The 14,782-nt window shown below is 73.9% G+C and carries 12 protein-coding genes; 8 read left to right on the top strand and 4 right to left on the bottom strand.

Annotation, left to right across the window (positions count from 1 at the left end):
* Window positions 1–105: 105 nt before the first annotated feature.
* The 5 genes from QEZ54_RS22870 (at window position 106) to QEZ54_RS22850 (ending at window position 4,928) form a co-directional block, all read left to right on the top strand.
* The gene (locus tag QEZ54_RS22870) at window positions 106–903 is read left to right on the top strand and encodes an ABC transporter ATP-binding protein (protein WP_281306750.1); all 798 of its coding nucleotides are present in this window, start codon (window positions 106–108) and stop codon (window positions 901–903) included.
* Complete coding sequence (locus tag QEZ54_RS22865) at window positions 900–1,616, top strand: ABC transporter ATP-binding protein (RefSeq protein ID WP_281306749.1); 717 nt, start codon at window positions 900–902, stop codon at window positions 1,614–1,616. The genes QEZ54_RS22870 and QEZ54_RS22865 overlap by 4 nt, the downstream gene beginning before the upstream one ends.
* Before the next feature lie 27 nt (window positions 1,617–1,643).
* Complete coding sequence (locus tag QEZ54_RS22860) at window positions 1,644–2,522, top strand: branched-chain amino acid ABC transporter permease (protein ID WP_281306748.1); 879 nt, start codon at window positions 1,644–1,646, stop codon at window positions 2,520–2,522.
* Window positions 2,519–3,565, top strand: a complete 1,047-nt coding sequence (locus tag QEZ54_RS22855) for a branched-chain amino acid ABC transporter permease (RefSeq protein WP_281306747.1) — start codon at window positions 2,519–2,521, stop codon at window positions 3,563–3,565. The genes QEZ54_RS22860 and QEZ54_RS22855 overlap by 4 nt, the downstream gene beginning before the upstream one ends.
* An 82-nt stretch (window positions 3,566–3,647) precedes the next feature.
* Window positions 3,648–4,928: an ABC transporter substrate-binding protein gene (locus QEZ54_RS22850; RefSeq protein ID WP_281306746.1), complete on the top strand. Its 1,281-nt coding sequence runs from the start codon at window positions 3,648–3,650 to the stop codon at window positions 4,926–4,928.
* Between the two features lie 115 nt (window positions 4,929–5,043).
* On the opposite strand, the gene QEZ54_RS22845 is transcribed toward QEZ54_RS22850, so the two are convergent.
* Window positions 5,044–6,270: an acetyl-CoA C-acetyltransferase gene (locus tag QEZ54_RS22845; RefSeq protein WP_281306745.1), complete on the bottom strand. Its 1,227-nt coding sequence runs from the start codon at window positions 6,268–6,270 to the stop codon at window positions 5,044–5,046.
* 335 nt (window positions 6,271–6,605) lie between these two features.
* Between QEZ54_RS22845 and QEZ54_RS22840 the strand changes: the two genes are divergently transcribed.
* Window positions 6,606–7,220 (top strand): TetR family transcriptional regulator, encoded by a 615-nt coding sequence (locus QEZ54_RS22840; protein WP_281306744.1) that lies wholly within the window; start codon window positions 6,606–6,608, stop codon window positions 7,218–7,220.
* 83 nt (window positions 7,221–7,303) lie between these two features.
* Window positions 7,304–10,054 (top strand): LuxR family transcriptional regulator, encoded by a 2,751-nt coding sequence (locus QEZ54_RS22835; protein ID WP_281306743.1) that lies wholly within the window; start codon window positions 7,304–7,306, stop codon window positions 10,052–10,054.
* Between the two features lie 140 nt (window positions 10,055–10,194).
* Here QEZ54_RS22835 and QEZ54_RS22830 read toward each other — a convergent pair whose 3' ends face one another.
* From QEZ54_RS22830 to QEZ54_RS22820, 3 genes are all read right to left on the bottom strand, one after another.
* Window positions 10,195–11,274: a zinc-binding dehydrogenase gene (locus QEZ54_RS22830; protein ID WP_281306742.1), complete on the bottom strand. Its 1,080-nt coding sequence runs from the start codon at window positions 11,272–11,274 to the stop codon at window positions 10,195–10,197.
* Window positions 11,271–12,731, bottom strand: a complete 1,461-nt coding sequence (locus QEZ54_RS22825) for an aldehyde dehydrogenase family protein (RefSeq protein WP_281306741.1) — start codon at window positions 12,729–12,731, stop codon at window positions 11,271–11,273. The genes QEZ54_RS22830 and QEZ54_RS22825 overlap by 4 nt, the downstream gene beginning before the upstream one ends.
* 62 nt (window positions 12,732–12,793) lie before the next feature.
* Window positions 12,794–13,480 (bottom strand): TetR/AcrR family transcriptional regulator C-terminal domain-containing protein, encoded by a 687-nt coding sequence (locus QEZ54_RS22820; RefSeq protein WP_281306740.1) that lies wholly within the window; start codon window positions 13,478–13,480, stop codon window positions 12,794–12,796.
* A 99-nt stretch (window positions 13,481–13,579) separates the two neighbouring features.
* Here QEZ54_RS22820 and QEZ54_RS22815 point away from each other — a divergent pair, with 99 nt between their 5' ends.
* Window positions 13,580–14,731, top strand: a complete 1,152-nt coding sequence (locus QEZ54_RS22815; RefSeq protein WP_281306739.1) for an acyl-CoA dehydrogenase family protein — start codon at window positions 13,580–13,582, stop codon at window positions 14,729–14,731.
* Window positions 14,732–14,782 lie beyond the last annotated feature (51 nt).

Here is a 14,782-nt window from a genome sequence, read left to right as displayed (position 1 = left end):
GAAATCACGGCCCGGTAACGAAGCTATTGACGAGACGTTGCACAAACATACACTCCAAGTGTAATTACTTGATCCCTTCCGGCTCGCGTCCACATCGAGGTGACGATGACACCGCTCGACGACTCCGCCGGTCTGGCCCTGCACGGCATCACGGTGCGGTTCGGCGGCCTGACCGCACTGGAGGGCGTGTCCCTGCGCGTACCGCCCGGCCAGGTGGTCGGCGTGATCGGCCCCAACGGCGCGGGCAAGACCACCCTGTTCAACGTGGTCTGCGGCCTGGTCCGCCCCACCGGCGGCACCATCGCGCTCGACGGCGCGCCGCTGGCCCCGCGCCCGCACCGGCTGGCCCGGCTCGGCATCGCCCGCACCCTGCAGGGCGTCGGCCTGTTCAAGGGCATGACCGTGCTGGAGAACGTGATGACCGGCGCCGGGCACACCGCGCGCGCCGGATTCCTCGCCGGCCTGCTCGCCCTGCCGCGCGGCGACCGCGACGAGCGGCGGCTGCGGGAGGAGGCGCTCGCGCTGCTGGACCGCTTCGGGGTGGCGGGGCACGCGAACGCCCTGCCCGGCACGCTGCCGTACGCGGTGGGCAAGCGGGTCGCGCTGGCTCGCGCGCTGGCCGCCCGGCCGCGCCTGCTGCTGCTGGACGAGCCCGCCGGCGGCCTCGGCGCGCAGGACATCGAGGAGCTGGCCGAGGTGATCACGAGCCTGCCGGGGGACGGCGGGTGCGCGGTGATGCTGGTCGAGCACCACGTGGACCTGGTGATGCGGGTCTGCGGCCGGATCGTGGTGCTCGACTTCGGCCGGCTGCTGGCCGAGGGCACCCCGGACGAGATCCGCGACGACCCCGCCGTGGCCGAGGCGTACCTCGGCGCGGCGGTCGAGGAAGGGGCGCAGGCGTGAGCGAGCTGCTGCGGGTCGAAGGGCTGACCGCCGGGTACGGCGCCGCGCCGGTGCTGCACGAGGTCGACCTGTCCGTGCCCGCCGGGACCATCGCGGCGGTGCTCGGCGCCAACGGCGCGGGCAAGACGACGCTGCTGCGTACGCTGTCGGGCCTGGTCCGGCCGTCGGCCGGGCGGGTGCTGCTGGACGGGCGGCCGCTGACCGGCGTCCCGGTGGAGAAGCTGGTGCATCTGGGCATGGCGCACGTGCCGGAGGGCCGGGGCGTGGTCGCCGAGCTGACCGTCGAGGAGAACCTGCGCCTGGGCGGCCTGTGGCGCCGCGACCGCGCCGACGCGAACAAGGCCCTGGCCGAGGTGTACGAGCTGTTCGAGCCCCTGGCCAAGCGCCGCCGCAGCGCCGGGCACCAGCTGTCCGGCGGCGAGCGGCAGATGCTGGCACTGGGCCGCGCCCTGGTGGCCCGGCCCCGGCTGCTGCTGCTCGACGAGCCGTCGCTGGGCCTGGCCCCGAAGGTGACCGCGCAGATCATGGCGCTGCTCAAGCAGCTGCGCGACCGCACCGGGCTGACCGTGCTGCTGGTCGAGCAGAACGTGCGCAGCGCCCTGTCGGTCGCCGACACCGGCGTGGTGCTGGCGCTGGGCCGCGTGGTCGCGGCCACCGGCGCCGACCGGCTGCGCGACGACGAGGAGCTGCGCCATGCGTACCTCGGCTTCTGACCGTCCGACCCCGAGAGGAGGTGCCCGGTGGACCGGTTCGTGTTCCTGACCTTCGACGGCCTGTCCAAGGGTGCGGTGCTGGCGGCGTTCGCGCTGGCACTGGTGCTGATCTGGCGCGCCGCGCGCATCGTCAACTTCGCCCAGGGCGCGATGGCCGTCGCCGCCGCGTACGCGGCGTACACCGTCACCACCGCGACCGGGTCGTACTGGCTCGGCCTGCTTGCGGCGCTGGTCGGCGGGCTGCTGCTCGGGGCGCTGGTCGAGCGGGCGGTGATGCGCTTCGTGGACCACCGCTCGCCGCTGGCCGAGGTCATCGTCGCGCTCGGGCTGGTGCTGGTGGTGCAGGCCGCGCTGGGCATGGTGTACGGCAACGAGTTCCGCGCCGCGGCCGCCCCGTTCAGCCGTACCGCGCTGGAGGTCGGCGGGGTGCCGCTGCTGTCGCGCTACGACCTGTTCGTGTTCGGCGCGGTGCTGCTGGTGCTGCTCGGGCTGGCGCTGCTGTTCACCCGTACCGGGGTCGGCCTGCGCATGCGCGCCGCCGCCTTCGCGCCGGAGGTGTCGCGGCTGCTCGGGGTGAACGTCGGCGGCATGCTGACGCTGGGCTGGGCGCTGGCCTCGGCGGTCGGCGCGCTGGCCGCGATGCTGGTGCTGCCGACCGAGCTGGGCCTGCACCCGCACGCGATGGACCTGGTCTTCGTGTCGGCGTTCACCGCCGCTGTGGTCGGCGGGCTGGACAGCCCGCCCGGCGCGGTCGTCGGCGGACTGTCGGTCGGCCTGATCCTGTCCTACGTCAGCGGCTACCTCGGCAGCGACGTCACCCCGATGGCGGTGCTCGCGCTGCTGCTGGTGGTGCTGCTGGTCCGGCCGGGCGGCCTGTTCGCGGCGACCGTGGCGAGGCAGGCATGAACCTGCTGCGCTCCGCCACGCTGCTGCGCCACCTGGCGCTGACCCTGCTCGCCGGCTTCGCGCTGTACCTGCTGAGCCTCGAACTCGACCCGTTCCGCAACTTCCAGCTGGCCACGGTCGCGGCGTACCTGTGCGCCACGGCGGGGCTGACCGTGCTGACCGGGCTCAGCGGGCAGCTGTCGCTCGGGCACGGGGCGCTGATGGCGGTCGGCGCGTACACCGTGGCGCTGTGCCAGAACACGCTGGCCGAGCACGACGTGACCGGCAACGGCGTGCTGCCGCTGTCGCTGCTGGCCGGGGTGCTGGTCACCATGGCCGCGGGTTTCGTGATCGGGCTGGCCGCCGCCCGCCTGCGCGGGCCGTACCTGGCCGGCGTCACCCTCGCCGTGGCCGTGGCGGTGCCCGCCGCGACGGTCACCTTCGACGAGCTGTTCAACAGCGAGCAGGGCCTCGGCGTGTACGTCGAACCGCCGCCGCTGTCGCTCGGGCCGTACTTCCCGAACGAGCGCTGGCAGGCCTGGATCGCGCTGCTCGGCGCCCTGCTTACCATGCTGCTGCTGGCCAACCTGGTCCGCGGCCGGTTCGGCCGGACCCTGCGCGCGGTCCGCGACGACGAGGTGGCCGCCCGCCTGTCCGGCATCGACGTGGCCCGCGCCCAGGTGCAGGCGTTCGTGGTCAGCGCGGCCGGGGCGGGGCTGGGCGGGGGACTGCTCGCCGTGCTGGCGCAGAGCGTCTCGCCCGGCGCGTTCTCGCTGACGCTGTCGCTGTTCCTGCTGATGGCGGTGGTGATCGGAGGCCTGGGCAGCCTGTCCGGGGCGGTCTGGGGCGCGCTGCTGCTGGTGGCGCTGCCGGACCTGGCCCACCAGGTGAGCAGCGGGCTGGTCGCCTCGTCGCCCGCGGCGGCGCAGCGGCTGGAGGGCAACCTGCCGCTGCTCGTCTTCGGGCTGACCCTGATCGTCGTCATGATCGCCATGCCGGGCGGGGTGCAGGGTCTGCTGCACCGCGTCACCGGCTGGGCCCGGCGGCGGCTGCCGAGCCGCTGACCTCGACTTCCCTCCTCAACCGGCACGGCTCCACGGAACAACATCGATAACAATCAATTTATTGCGACAGAAGGGTGTCGTCATGAACCGCCTGATGCGCCGTACGCTGGCAATCGCCACCGCGGCCGCACTGCTCACCGCCGCCGCGGCGTGCAGCGACGACGGCCAGACCCCGCCCGCGGGCGTCGAGGTCCCCGGCGTCACCGCCACCGAGATCGTCGTCGGCACGCACATGCCGCTGACCGGTCCCGCCTCGGCCGGATACTCCGAGATCGCCCCGGCGAGCAAGGCGTACTTCGACTACGTCAACGCCAACGGCGGGGTGAACGGCCGCAAGATCACGTACAAGATCATGGACGACGGGTACAACCCGGCCAACACCCAGACCGTGGTGCGCCAGCTGGTGCTCCAGGACAAGGTGTTCGCGATCCTCAACGGGCTGGGCACCCCCACCCACAGCGGCGTGCTCGACTTCCTCAAGACCAACCGGGTGCCGGACCTGTTCGTCGCCTCCGGCAGCCGCAACTGGAACCAGCCCGACAAGTACCCGGGCACGTTCGGCTTCAACACCGACTACACCGTCGAGGGCAAGATCCTGGCCACCCACGTGAAGGCGAACTTCGCGGGCAAGAAGACCTGCTTCTTCGGCCAGGACGACGACTTCGGCCGTGACAGCCTGGTCGGCGTCGAGGCGGTGCTCGGCGCCGGTGCCGTGGTCGCCAAGGAGAAGTACGTCGTCACCAACCAGAACGTGGCCCCGCAGATCGGCGCCCTGAAGGCGGCCGGGTGCGAGGTCGTCGTGCTGGCGACCGTGCCCGGCTTCACCGCCCTGTCCGTCGGCACCGCCGCCCGCCTGGGCTTCAGGCCGCAGTGGGTGGTCTCCAACGTCGGCTCGGACTACCAGACCCTGTCCAAGCTGCTCGGTGAGGGCAAGGTGCTGCTGGAGGGCGTCGTGGGCGCCTCGAACCTGCCCGCGCCGCTGGACCTGAACGACCCGTGGACCGCGATGTTCAAGAAGATCCACGACAAGTACAACGGCAGCGCCCCGTTCAACGGCAACACCGTCTACGGCATGTCGGTCGCGTACACCTTCGTCCAGGCCCTGCAGAACGCCGGCAAGGACCTGACCCGCGAGGGCCTGCTCGCCGCCGTCGAGAAGAACGGCTTCACCGGCCCCGGCTACGCCCCGTTCCGCTACAGCAAGACCGACCACTCCGGCTACGGCGGCTACCGCCTCACCAAGATCGAGGCCGGCACCCAGGTCTTCTTCGGCCCCGTCTACACCACCGACGACACCCCCACCAGCCCCGTCACCGAATACCCCACCCCCCGCCCCACCCCGCCGGCGGTCACCCTCCCCTGACGTGTCGATCATGAACCTATGGCACGGCTCGACGGCGTGTCATGTGCACAGGTTCCTGATCAACTAGGCGGCCGCCCCGGCACCCTCGACGGGTGCCGGGGCGGCCGGCCTGCCGTCAGGAGATGCGTTCGAGGACCATGGCCATGCCCTGGCCGCCGGCGGCGCACATGGTCTCCAGGCCGATGGTCTTGTCGTGCCAGCTCAGGGAGTTGAGCAGGGTGGTGGTGATGCGGGCGCCGGTCATGCCGAAGGGGTGACCGACCGCGATGGCGCCGCCGTTGACGTTCAGGCGGTCCCAGTCCAGGCCCAGCTCGCGGGCGCTGGGCACCACCTGCGCCGCGAACGCCTCGTTGATCTCGACCAGGTCGACGTCGGAGATGGACATGCCCGCGCGGGCCAGCGCCATCCGCGACGCCTCGACCGGGCCCATGCCCATGATCTCGGGCGACAGCGCGGACACGCCGGTGGACACGATCCGGGCCAGCGGCGTGATGCCCAGCTCCCGGGCCCGCCGGTCCGACATGATGACGACCGCGGCGGCGCCGTCGTTGAGCGGGCAGCAGTTGCCGGCCGTCACCGTGCCGTCGGGCCGGAACGTGGGTGCGAGCCCGGCCAGCGCCGCCATGGTGACGCCGGGGCGCGGGCCGTCGTCGGCGCTGACGACCGTACCGTCCGGCCTGGTCACCGGGGTGATCTCGCGCGCCCAGAACCCGGCCGCGACGGCCTGCTCGGCCAGGTTCTGCGAGCGGCAGGCGAACTCGTCCTGCTCCTGCCGGGACACGCCGAACCTCTCGGCGACGTTCTCGGCGGTCTGGCCCATGGCGATGTACACGTCGGGCAGCTCGCCGTCCTCGCGCGGGTCCTGCCACGGCCCGGTGCCCTCGCCGGTACGCCGCTCGGTGCGGGCCACGGCCGCGTCGAAGACGGTGTTGCGGGTGCCCGGCGTGCCGTCGCTGCGGCCGTTGCCGTAGTGCGACACCAGCTCCACGCCGACGGACAGGAAGGCGTCGCCCTCCCCGGCGCGGATGGCGTGCAGGGCCATCCGGGTGGACTGCAGCGAGGAGGCGCAGTACCGGTTGACCGTGGTGCCGGGCAGCCGGTCCAGCCCCAGCATGACCGCGACGACGCGGCCGAGGTTGTGGCCCTGCTCGCCCGCGGGCTGGCCGCAGCCGAGCACCAGGTCGTCGAGTTCGCGCGGGTCGAGCTGCGGCACGGCGGCCAGGGCGGCGCGCACCGCGGCGACCGCCAGGTCGTCGGGCCTCAGGTCGACGAGCGACCCCTTGTTGGCGCGGCCGATCGGCGTGCGGGCGGCGGCGACCACGACAGCTTCAGGCACAGGCATGTCCTTTCGGGAGTATGGCCAAACTATGTGCACTAAAGCTGCGACTTCTTTCCACCTCGTGTCAACGAGTCCCACCCGTGGATCACGTCACCATGCCGCCGACCTTGACATCGGTGTGGCGCCACAAATCGGTTACCGCTACAGTCAGCACTCAGAGTGCATCTAAATTCGCGCCCCGGCCCGCCGGGCGCGACTACACTCTGCGAGCACACCGGCCGGTCTCGACCCCTGGCCCGGCCCACCCCCGCAGTGATCACGGCGCCAGGGTGGGAACACGCCGTCAAACACGTCCATAAGTTCATGATCAACGTGGTGAAAGGGTGGGGGCGCCGGGGATGGGGAAGGTTGAGGGGCGGGTGGACGGGCGGACGGCTCGGGCGGAGCGGACGCGGGCGGCCATCGTGGACGCGCACCTGGCGCTGATCGCCGAGGGCGACCTGCGGCCGACCGGGGAGCGGATCGCCGAGCGGGCCGGGGTGTCGCTGCGGGCGCTGTGGACCAACTTCGCCGACATGGAGACGCTGTTCGAGGCCAGCGGCCGCCAGGTGCTGGCGGCGCAGGACGCGGCGTTCCAGCCGGTGCCGCCGAACCTGCCGCTGCGGCAGCGGGTGGCCGAGTTCTGCGCCCAGCGGGTGCGGCTGCTGCAGCTGATCGCCCCGATGGCGCGGGCGGCGCAGGTGCGTGAGCCGTACTCGGCGCAGCTGCGGCGCAACCGGCTCAAGCACATCGCGCGGGTGCGCGAGGAGATCGAGGTGCTGTTCGCGCCCGAGCTGGAGATGGCGGGCGCGGGCCGCGACCAGCTGCTGCACGCGCTGATCGCGTCGACGATGTGGCCCGCGTGGTCGATGATGCGCGAAGGGCTGGGGCTGGACGAGGAGCAGGCGGCGGCGGTGATGACCCGTACGGTCACCGCGCTGCTGCTCAACGCCATGGCGACCGGGCTGGGCTGACCGGCCGCCCCAGGCGGCACGTGCACACCCTTTTCATCGCGTTACTTATAGGTAACACTGGCGGCATGGTAAATGCATCTTCAGTGCACATACCTATGCTGCGCGGCCGCGACCGCCTCCGGGAGACCGTGGCCGACCTGCTGGTACGCGCCGAGGCGGGCGCCGGCGGCGCGCTGCTGCTGCACGGCGACCCGGGCTCCGGCCGCACCGCGCTGCTGCGCCACACCGCCGCCCGCGCACCCGGCTGGACGGTGCTCGGGGTCGGCGGCCTGCACGACGAGGCCGACCTGCCGTACGCGGCCCTGCACGGCCTGCTCCAGCCGGTCGGCGACCGCCCCGGACTGCTGCCGCCGCACCAGGCGAAGGTGCTGCACGGGGTGCTGACCGCCGGCGGCTGCGCCGGACCCGACCGGCTCGCCCTGTCCATGGCCGTGCTCACGCTGCTCGGCGCGCTCGGCCGCGAGCGGCCCGTGCTGTGCTGCGTCGACGACGCCGACGCGGTCGACCGGCCGTCCATGGCGGTGCTCGGCTTCGCCGCCCGGCGGCTGCGCGGGCAGCGGGTCGCCATGCTGCTCACCGCCGGCCCCGGCACCACCCTGGCGGGCGTGCCGTACCACGCGCTGGAACCGCTGGCGCCGGACGCGGCCCGGCAGCTGCTGGCCGACCTGCTCGCCGACGGCGACGCCCCGCTCGACGACGACGCCGCCGCGGCGCTGGCCGCGGTCGCCGCGGGCAACCCGCAGGCGCTGACCGAACTGGCCCGCTGCCTCACCCCGGCCCAACGGGAGGGCGACGCGCCGCTGCCCACCCGGCTGCCCGAGGGCAGCGTGCTGCGCCTGGCGTACCGCGAACGGCTCGACCGGCTGCCCGCCGACACCCGCTGGCTGCTGCTGCTGGCCGCCGCCGACGACGAGATGGACGCCGCCGGGCTGCTGCGCGCCGCCCGCGCGGACGGCGTCGACATCGGCGCGCTGGCCCCGGCCGAACGCCAGGGGCTGGTCCGGGTCGACCGGGGCGCCGTCGTCTTCGCCCAGCCCATGGTGCGCGCCCTGGCGTACGAGGAGGCCCCGCTGGCCCGCCGCCGCGCCGCCCACCTGCACCTGGCCGACGTCCTCGACCCCGACCGGGACCGGCTGCGCCGCGCCGTGCACCTGGCCGCCGCCGCGCACGGACCCGACCCGGCGCTGGCCGAGGAGCTGGAGCACGCCGCCGCGGCGGGCGGCTCGGCCTGCGGCGGCTACTCCCGCGCCGCCACCGCGCTGGAGCACGCGGCCCAGCTGAGCGACGAACCGGTCGGGGCGGCGATCCGGCTGGTCACCGCCGCGCGGTACGCCTGGCAGTCGGGCAGCCCGCAGCGCGCCCGGCGGCTGCTGCGCCAGGCCCGCCCCGCCACCCGCGACCAGGCGGTGGTGGGCGAGAGCGAGGTGCTGGCCGGGGAGATCGAGCTGCGCGCCGGGGCCACCGCCACCGCCGCCGACACGCTGCTGGCCACTGCCGCCCGGCTCGCCGCCACCGACCGCGAGCTGGCCGTGCACGCGCTGCTGCGGGTCGGGGAGGCGCTGTGCTTCTCCGGCGACTACCCGCGCTTCGGCGAGGTGGCGCTGCGGGCGGCGAGGCTGCGGCGCGCCGACGATCCGCCGTACCTCAATGTGATCTTCGAGCACTTCGCGGGCTTCGCGGCGACCTTCCTGGGGCGGCACGACCGGGCCGTCGCGCCGCTGCGGCGGGTCATCGAGCTGGCCGGGGAGGTCGACCGGGCCACCACGCTGACCTGCGCCGCCGCCAGCGCGCTGCTGCTGGCCGACGACATCGGCGCGCACCGGCTGGCCGCGCGCGCCGTCGAGGTGGTCCGCGAGACCGGCGAGGTCTGCGAGCTGCCGCTGGCCCTGGAGATGACCGCGTACGCCGAGTACTGGCTCGGCCGCCACGAGGCCGCCACCGCCACCAGCCTGCACGGGCTGCGCGCCGCGCGCGCCGGCGGCCAGGACAACTACGCCGCCGACCACCTCGGCATGCTCGCGGTGCTCGCCGCCGTACGCGGCGACCGCGACGCCTGCCTGCGCCGCGTCCGCGAGATCGAACTCGCCCCCGGCGCGGGCCGCGCCAACCGGCCCAAGGCGCTCACCCAGTGGGCGCAGGCGGTGCTCGACCTGCTCGGCGGGCGCCCCGCCGACGCGGTCACCCGCATCGCCGCCATCGCCGACCCGGTCACCGGGCGCGGGCACGTGGTGGTGCAGGCGCTGGCCACACCCTGGCTGGTCGAGGCCGCGGTACGCGCCGACGAACGCGAACGGGCCCTGCCCGCGCTGAACAGCTTCTCCAGCTGGGCCGACGCCACCGGCGACCCGGCCCGGCGGGCACTGGCGGCCCGGTGCCGGGCACTGCTCGCCCCGCGCGCCAGCGCCGAGGCCGACGAGTGGTTCCAGCGGGCGCTGCTGCTGCACCGGGCCGCCGAGTCCGATTACGAGCGCGCCCGCACCGAGCTGCTGTACGGCCAGGAGCTGCGGCGCAGCCGCCGCCCCCGGGACGCCCGGGAGCACCTGCACCGATGCCTGGAGACGTTCACCCGGCTGGACATGCCGACCTGGATCGAGCAGGCCCGCGCCGAGCTGCGCGCCGCCGGGGAGGCCGTGCAGGCGCCGGAGGTCACCGCGGTCGAGGTGCTGACCGCGCAGCAGCTCCAGATCGCCCGGCTGGTCGTGGACGGGGCGACGAACCGGGAGGTGGCGGCGCAGCTGTTCCTCAGCACCCGCACCGTCGACCACCACATGCGCAACATCTTCAGCCGCCTGGGCATCCGCTCCCGCATCGAACTCCACAAAGCCCTGACCTGACCTGCCCACTCCCGTGCCTGCCGTCTCGCGCGGGGCTTGGCATTGACGGTGGCCTATCCAGAAGACGGATTTCGGAAAATCGTCCTCTGGATAGGCCAGCGTCAATTTCAAAACGTGTGTGAGCGGGGCCGGAGGAGACGTCAGGGGAACTGGATTATGGAGCGGGCGCCCTCGCCGCGGGACATGCGGGTGAAGGCGTCGGCCGCCTCGTCCAGTGTGATGCGGTCGGTGACCAGCGGGGACAGGTCGAGGGTCCCGTCCAGGACGGACTCGGCGAGCAGCGGCACATCGCGATCGGGGTCGGACGACCCGTACACCGAGGCGCGCAGCGTACGCGCGTTGTGGAAGATCTCCAGCGCCCCCAGCGTGAGCAGGTCGTCCTTCGCCCCCATCCCGACGACGGTCACCTGCCCGCCGCGCCGCGTCGCCCGCCACGCCGCACGGATGGCAGCCGCCCGACCCACGCACTCCAGCGCGTGATCGGCGCCGCGCCGCCCCGTCAGCGCCCGTACCCCCGAGGACAGCTCGTCACCCGAGACCAGGAAGTGGGTCGCGCCCGCGGCCAGGGCCAGGTCCCGCTTGGCCTCGGACAGGTCGGCGGCGATGACCGGATCCGCCCCGGCCGCCCGCGCCGCCATGACGGCCGCCAGCCCGACCCCGCCGAGCCCGATGACCAGCACGGATTCCCCGGGGCGCACCCCGGCGGTCCGGTGCACGGCTCCGGTGCCGGTGAGCACGGCGCAGCCGAGCAGCGCCGCCTCGGCGAACGGCAGCGCGGCCGGTACTTCGATCACGGCGTGGTCCGGCGCCACGACCTCCTCGGCCAGCGCCCCGAGTCCCAGCGTGACGTGCAGCGGCTGCCCGTCGACGGTGCCGCGTCGGGCGGCCGGGGTGCCGCCGGTCTCGCACAGGTACGGCTGCTCATGCGTGCAGAACCAGCAGGTCCGGCAGGGCGGCGCCCAGTCGAGCACGACGTGGGCCCCGACCGCGACGCGCGCACCGGGCCCGGCCTCGACCACGACCCCGGCCGCCTCGTGCCCCAGGACCAGCGGGTACGGCGCCGACAGCGTCCCGTTGACCATGGACAGGTCGGAGTGGCACACCCCGGCCGCCGCGATGCGCACCCGCACCTCACCCGGCCCCGGCGCGGGCAGCTCGATCTCGGCGACCTCCAGGGCCGCACCGGGCTCACGGCACAGCAGCGCCCGTACGCGGCTCATCGCTGGATCGCCTTCGTCTCGAGGAACTCGGCGAGCCCGTGGGCGCCCAGTTCGCGGCCGATGCCCGACTGCTTGTACCCGCCGAACGGCGCGAGCGGGTTGAACGCGGCCCCGTTGACGTCCACGGCCCCGGTGCGCATCCGCCGGGCGACGGCCAGCGCGCGCTCCTCGTCACCGGACCAGACCGCCCCGGCCAGGCCGTACCGGGAGTTGTTGGCGATGGCGACCGCGTCGTCGTCGTCGTCGAAGGGCAGCACCACCAGCACCGGCCCGAAGATCTCCTCCTGCGCCACGGTGCTGTCGGGGTCCACGTCGGCGAGCACGGTCGGCGCGACGAAGTAGCCGGTCGGCGGCACGGGCGCGTCCAGTCCGCCCGCGACCAGCCGCGCCCCGTCGGCCAGGCCCTTGGCGATGTAGCCGCGTACGGTGTCGCGCTGGGCGGCCGAGGAGAGCGGACCCAGGCGGGTGCCCTCGTCGAGCGGGTCGCCGAGGGTCTGCGCGTTCGCGGCGGCCGCCGCCAGCTCCAGCGCCTCCTCGTAGCGGGAGCGGTGGACCAGCATCCGGGTCCAGGCGGTGCAGGTCTGGCCGGAGTTGAGGAACGCGTTGGCCACGCCGGTCTTGACCGCGCGGGGCAGGTCGGCGTCATCGAGGATCACGTTGGCCGACTTGCCGCCGAGCTCCAGGGCGACCCGGGCGATCCGGTCGGCGGCCAGGTGGCTGATCCGGGCGCCGGTGGCGGTGGAGCCGGTGAACGAGACCAGGTCCACGTCCGGGTGGGCGGCGATGGCGCTGCCCACGGCCGAGCCGGGCCCGCTGACCAGGTTCACCACCCCGGGCGGCAGCTGCGCCTCGTGTACGGCGTCGAAGAGCAGGTACGCGACCAGCGGGGTCAGGTCGGCGGGTTTCAGCACCACCGTGCAGCCCGCCGCCAGCGCACCGGCCACCTTGGCCATGATCTGGTGCAGCGGGTAGTTCCACGGGGTGATCGCCCCGACCACGCCGACCGGCTCGGACACGATCAGCGAGTTGCCGACGGTGTGCGCGGCGGGCGGGGCGGCGGCCAGCTCCGCGTACCCGCGCAGCACCGTCAGCGGCAGCCCGGCCTGGACCCTGGTGGCGACCCGCAGCGGGGTGCCCAGCTCGCGGGCGACGGTGGTGGCGATGTCGGCGGCGCGGGCGCTGAGCGCGGTATGCAGCCGGTCCAGGTGGGCGGCCCGTTCGGCCGGGGCCAGCCCGGACCAGTGTGGGAAGGCCGCCTTCGCGGCGGCCACAGCCCGGTCGACGTCGACCGCGTCGCCCGCCGGCACGTACGCGATGACCTGCTCGGTGGTGGGGTCGACCACGGCGATGCGGCCGGTGCCGTGCGGGGCCGCCCACTGCCCGTCGAGGTAGAGCGCGGTGCGGTCGGCGATCGGGGTGGCCCGTCCCGGATGCGCGACCGCGGTGTCGAGATCCATTGCTGTTCCTCCCGTCGAGCGGCCTGCCGCACACGTGCGGGGGAGGGGGCGGGCCGCGAAAACTAGCGCTGCAAGTTTCGACTGTAGTACGAGTCGGCGCTCGGCTCCAGAGGCGGGAGGGGGCCGATGGTGGCCTCGTACTCGGCGGCCAGGCCGGTGATGAGCGCCTGCAGGCCCAGCCGGAACGCGCCCTCGTCGACGCTGCGCTGGTGCCCGGCCAGGCGGTGGGCCTGGCTGAGGTGCGGGTAGTGCGCGGCGTACAGCTCGGGGTCCTCGACGAAGCCGCGCGCGAACGAGCCCAGCGCCGAGCCCGCGACCAGGTAGCGCATGACCGCGCCGATGTGGGTGGCCCGCGCGGGCGGCCAGCCCGCCTTGACCAGGCCGCCGTAGACCGCGTCGGCCATGGCCAGCGCGGCCGGGCGCCGCCCCGGGCCCTGGGCCAGGTACGGGACGATGTTCGGGTGCGCGGCGAGCGCGTCGCGGTAGGACGTGCCCCAGCCCAGCAGCGCCTCCCGCCAGCCGTGCGTGCCGAAGACCGACACGTCCACCTCGGCGATCACCGCGTCGGCGACCGCGTCCAGGATCTCGTCCTTGTTGGCGAAGTGGTTGTACAGCGACGGCCCGCGCACCCCCAGCTCACCGGCCAGGCGCCGGGTGGAGAACGCCTCCAGCCCGTCGGCGTCGATGAGCCGGGCGGCCGTCTCGACGATGCGTCGGCGGCTGAGCAGCGCCTGACTCGGGCGGGGCATGGCTCTCCTCCTGGTCGGGGGCGGTGGTCCGGGGTGGGAGAACAACTCTCCCATATCGGGGTCTGGACGAAATAAAACTTCCAGCGTTAGTTTTATTCCGTGGACCTGACACTGACGGCCGAACACGCCGCACTGCGCAGCCTGGCCGCCGACTGGGTCGACCGCGAGGTCGCCCCGCACGCCGCGGCCTGGGACCGGGCCGAGAGCGTCGACCGGGGCGTGGTCAAGCGCCTCGGCGAACTCGGGCTCCTCGGGCTCACGATCCCCGAGGAGCTGGGCGGCAGCGGCGGCGACCACCTGGCGTACTGCCTGGTGCTGGAGGAGCTGGGCCGGGGCGACTCGTCCGTGCGCGGGCTGGTCTCGGTCTCGCTCGGCCTGGTCGCCAAGCCGATCGCCGCGTACGGCACACCCGAGCAGCACGAACGCTGGCTGCCCGGACTCTGCGCGGGCGAGCTGCTCGGCTGCTTCGGGCTGACCGAGCCGGGCACCGGCTCCGACGCCGGGTCGCTGGCCACCCGGGCGGTCCGCGACGGCGACGGCTGGACCGTGCACGGCAGCAAGCTGTTCATCACCAACGGGACCTGGGCCGACGTGGTGCTGCTGTTCGCGCGTACCGGCGAGCCCGGCCCGCGCGGCGTGACCGCGTTCCTGGTACCGACCGACACACCCGGCCTGGTCCGGCGCGAGATCCACGGCAAGCTCGGCCTGCGCGGGCAGCCCACGGCCGAGCTGGTCCTCGACGGGGTGCGGCTGCCCGACGGCGCCCGCCTGGGCGAGGTCGGCCAGGGCTTCCGCATCGCCATGTCGACCCTGGACAAGGGCCGGATGTCGGTGGCGGCGGGCTGCGTCGGCATCGCCCAGGGCTGCCTGGACGCCGCCGTCGCCTATGCGCGGCAGCGGACCCAGTTCGGGCGGCCCATCGCGGGCTTCCAACTGGTCCAGCAGCTGCTGGCCCGGATCGCGGTGGACACCGCCGCCGCCCGGCTGCTGGTCTGGCAGGTCGCCGACCTGGTCGACCGGCACGAGCCGTACGCCACCCAGGCGTCGATGGCCAAGCTGTTCGCCAGCGAGGCGGCCGTGCGCTGCGCCAACGACGCGCTGCAGGTCTTCGGCGGGTACGGCTACATCGACGAGTACCCGGTCGGCAAGTACCTGCGCGACGCCCGCGTCACCACCCTCTACGAGGGCACCAGCCAGATCCAGCAACTCCTCATCGGCCGCGCCCTCACCGGCGTCAGCGCCTTCGTCTGATCCCGAGTTAAGAAGGGGCCCTTCTACCACGGATTCCGATAAGAAGGGTCC

This window comes from Catellatospora sp. KI3 (assembly GCF_029948125.1).
Classification (GTDB): Bacteria; Actinomycetota; Actinomycetes; order Mycobacteriales; family Micromonosporaceae; genus Catellatospora.
This window is presented reverse-complemented; position numbering and strand designations above follow the sequence as displayed.

What these genes read in the sequence shown, in the direction of transcription:
- QEZ54_RS22870 (WP_281306750.1), top strand. Translation starts at nt 106, where the DNA reads ATGACACCGCTCGACGACTCCGCCGGTCTGGCCCTGCACGGCATCACG.
- QEZ54_RS22840 (WP_281306744.1), top strand. Translation starts at nt 6,606, where the DNA reads ATGGGGAAGGTTGAGGGGCGGGTGGACGGGCGGACGGCTCGGGCGGAG.
- QEZ54_RS22855 (WP_281306747.1), top strand. Translation starts at nt 2,519, where the DNA reads ATGAACCTGCTGCGCTCCGCCACGCTGCTGCGCCACCTGGCGCTGACC.
- QEZ54_RS22825 (WP_281306741.1), bottom strand. Translation starts at nt 12,731, where the DNA reads ATGGATCTCGACACCGCGGTCGCGCATCCGGGACGGGCCACCCCGATC.
- QEZ54_RS22830 (WP_281306742.1), bottom strand. Translation starts at nt 11,274, where the DNA reads ATGAGCCGCGTACGGGCGCTGCTGTGCCGTGAGCCCGGTGCGGCCCTG.
- QEZ54_RS22845 (WP_281306745.1), bottom strand. Translation starts at nt 6,270, where the DNA reads ATGCCTGTGCCTGAAGCTGTCGTGGTCGCCGCCGCCCGCACGCCGATC.
- QEZ54_RS22820 (WP_281306740.1), bottom strand. Translation starts at nt 13,480, where the DNA reads ATGCCCCGCCCGAGTCAGGCGCTGCTCAGCCGCCGACGCATCGTCGAG.
- QEZ54_RS22850 (WP_281306746.1), top strand. Translation starts at nt 3,648, where the DNA reads ATGAACCGCCTGATGCGCCGTACGCTGGCAATCGCCACCGCGGCCGCA.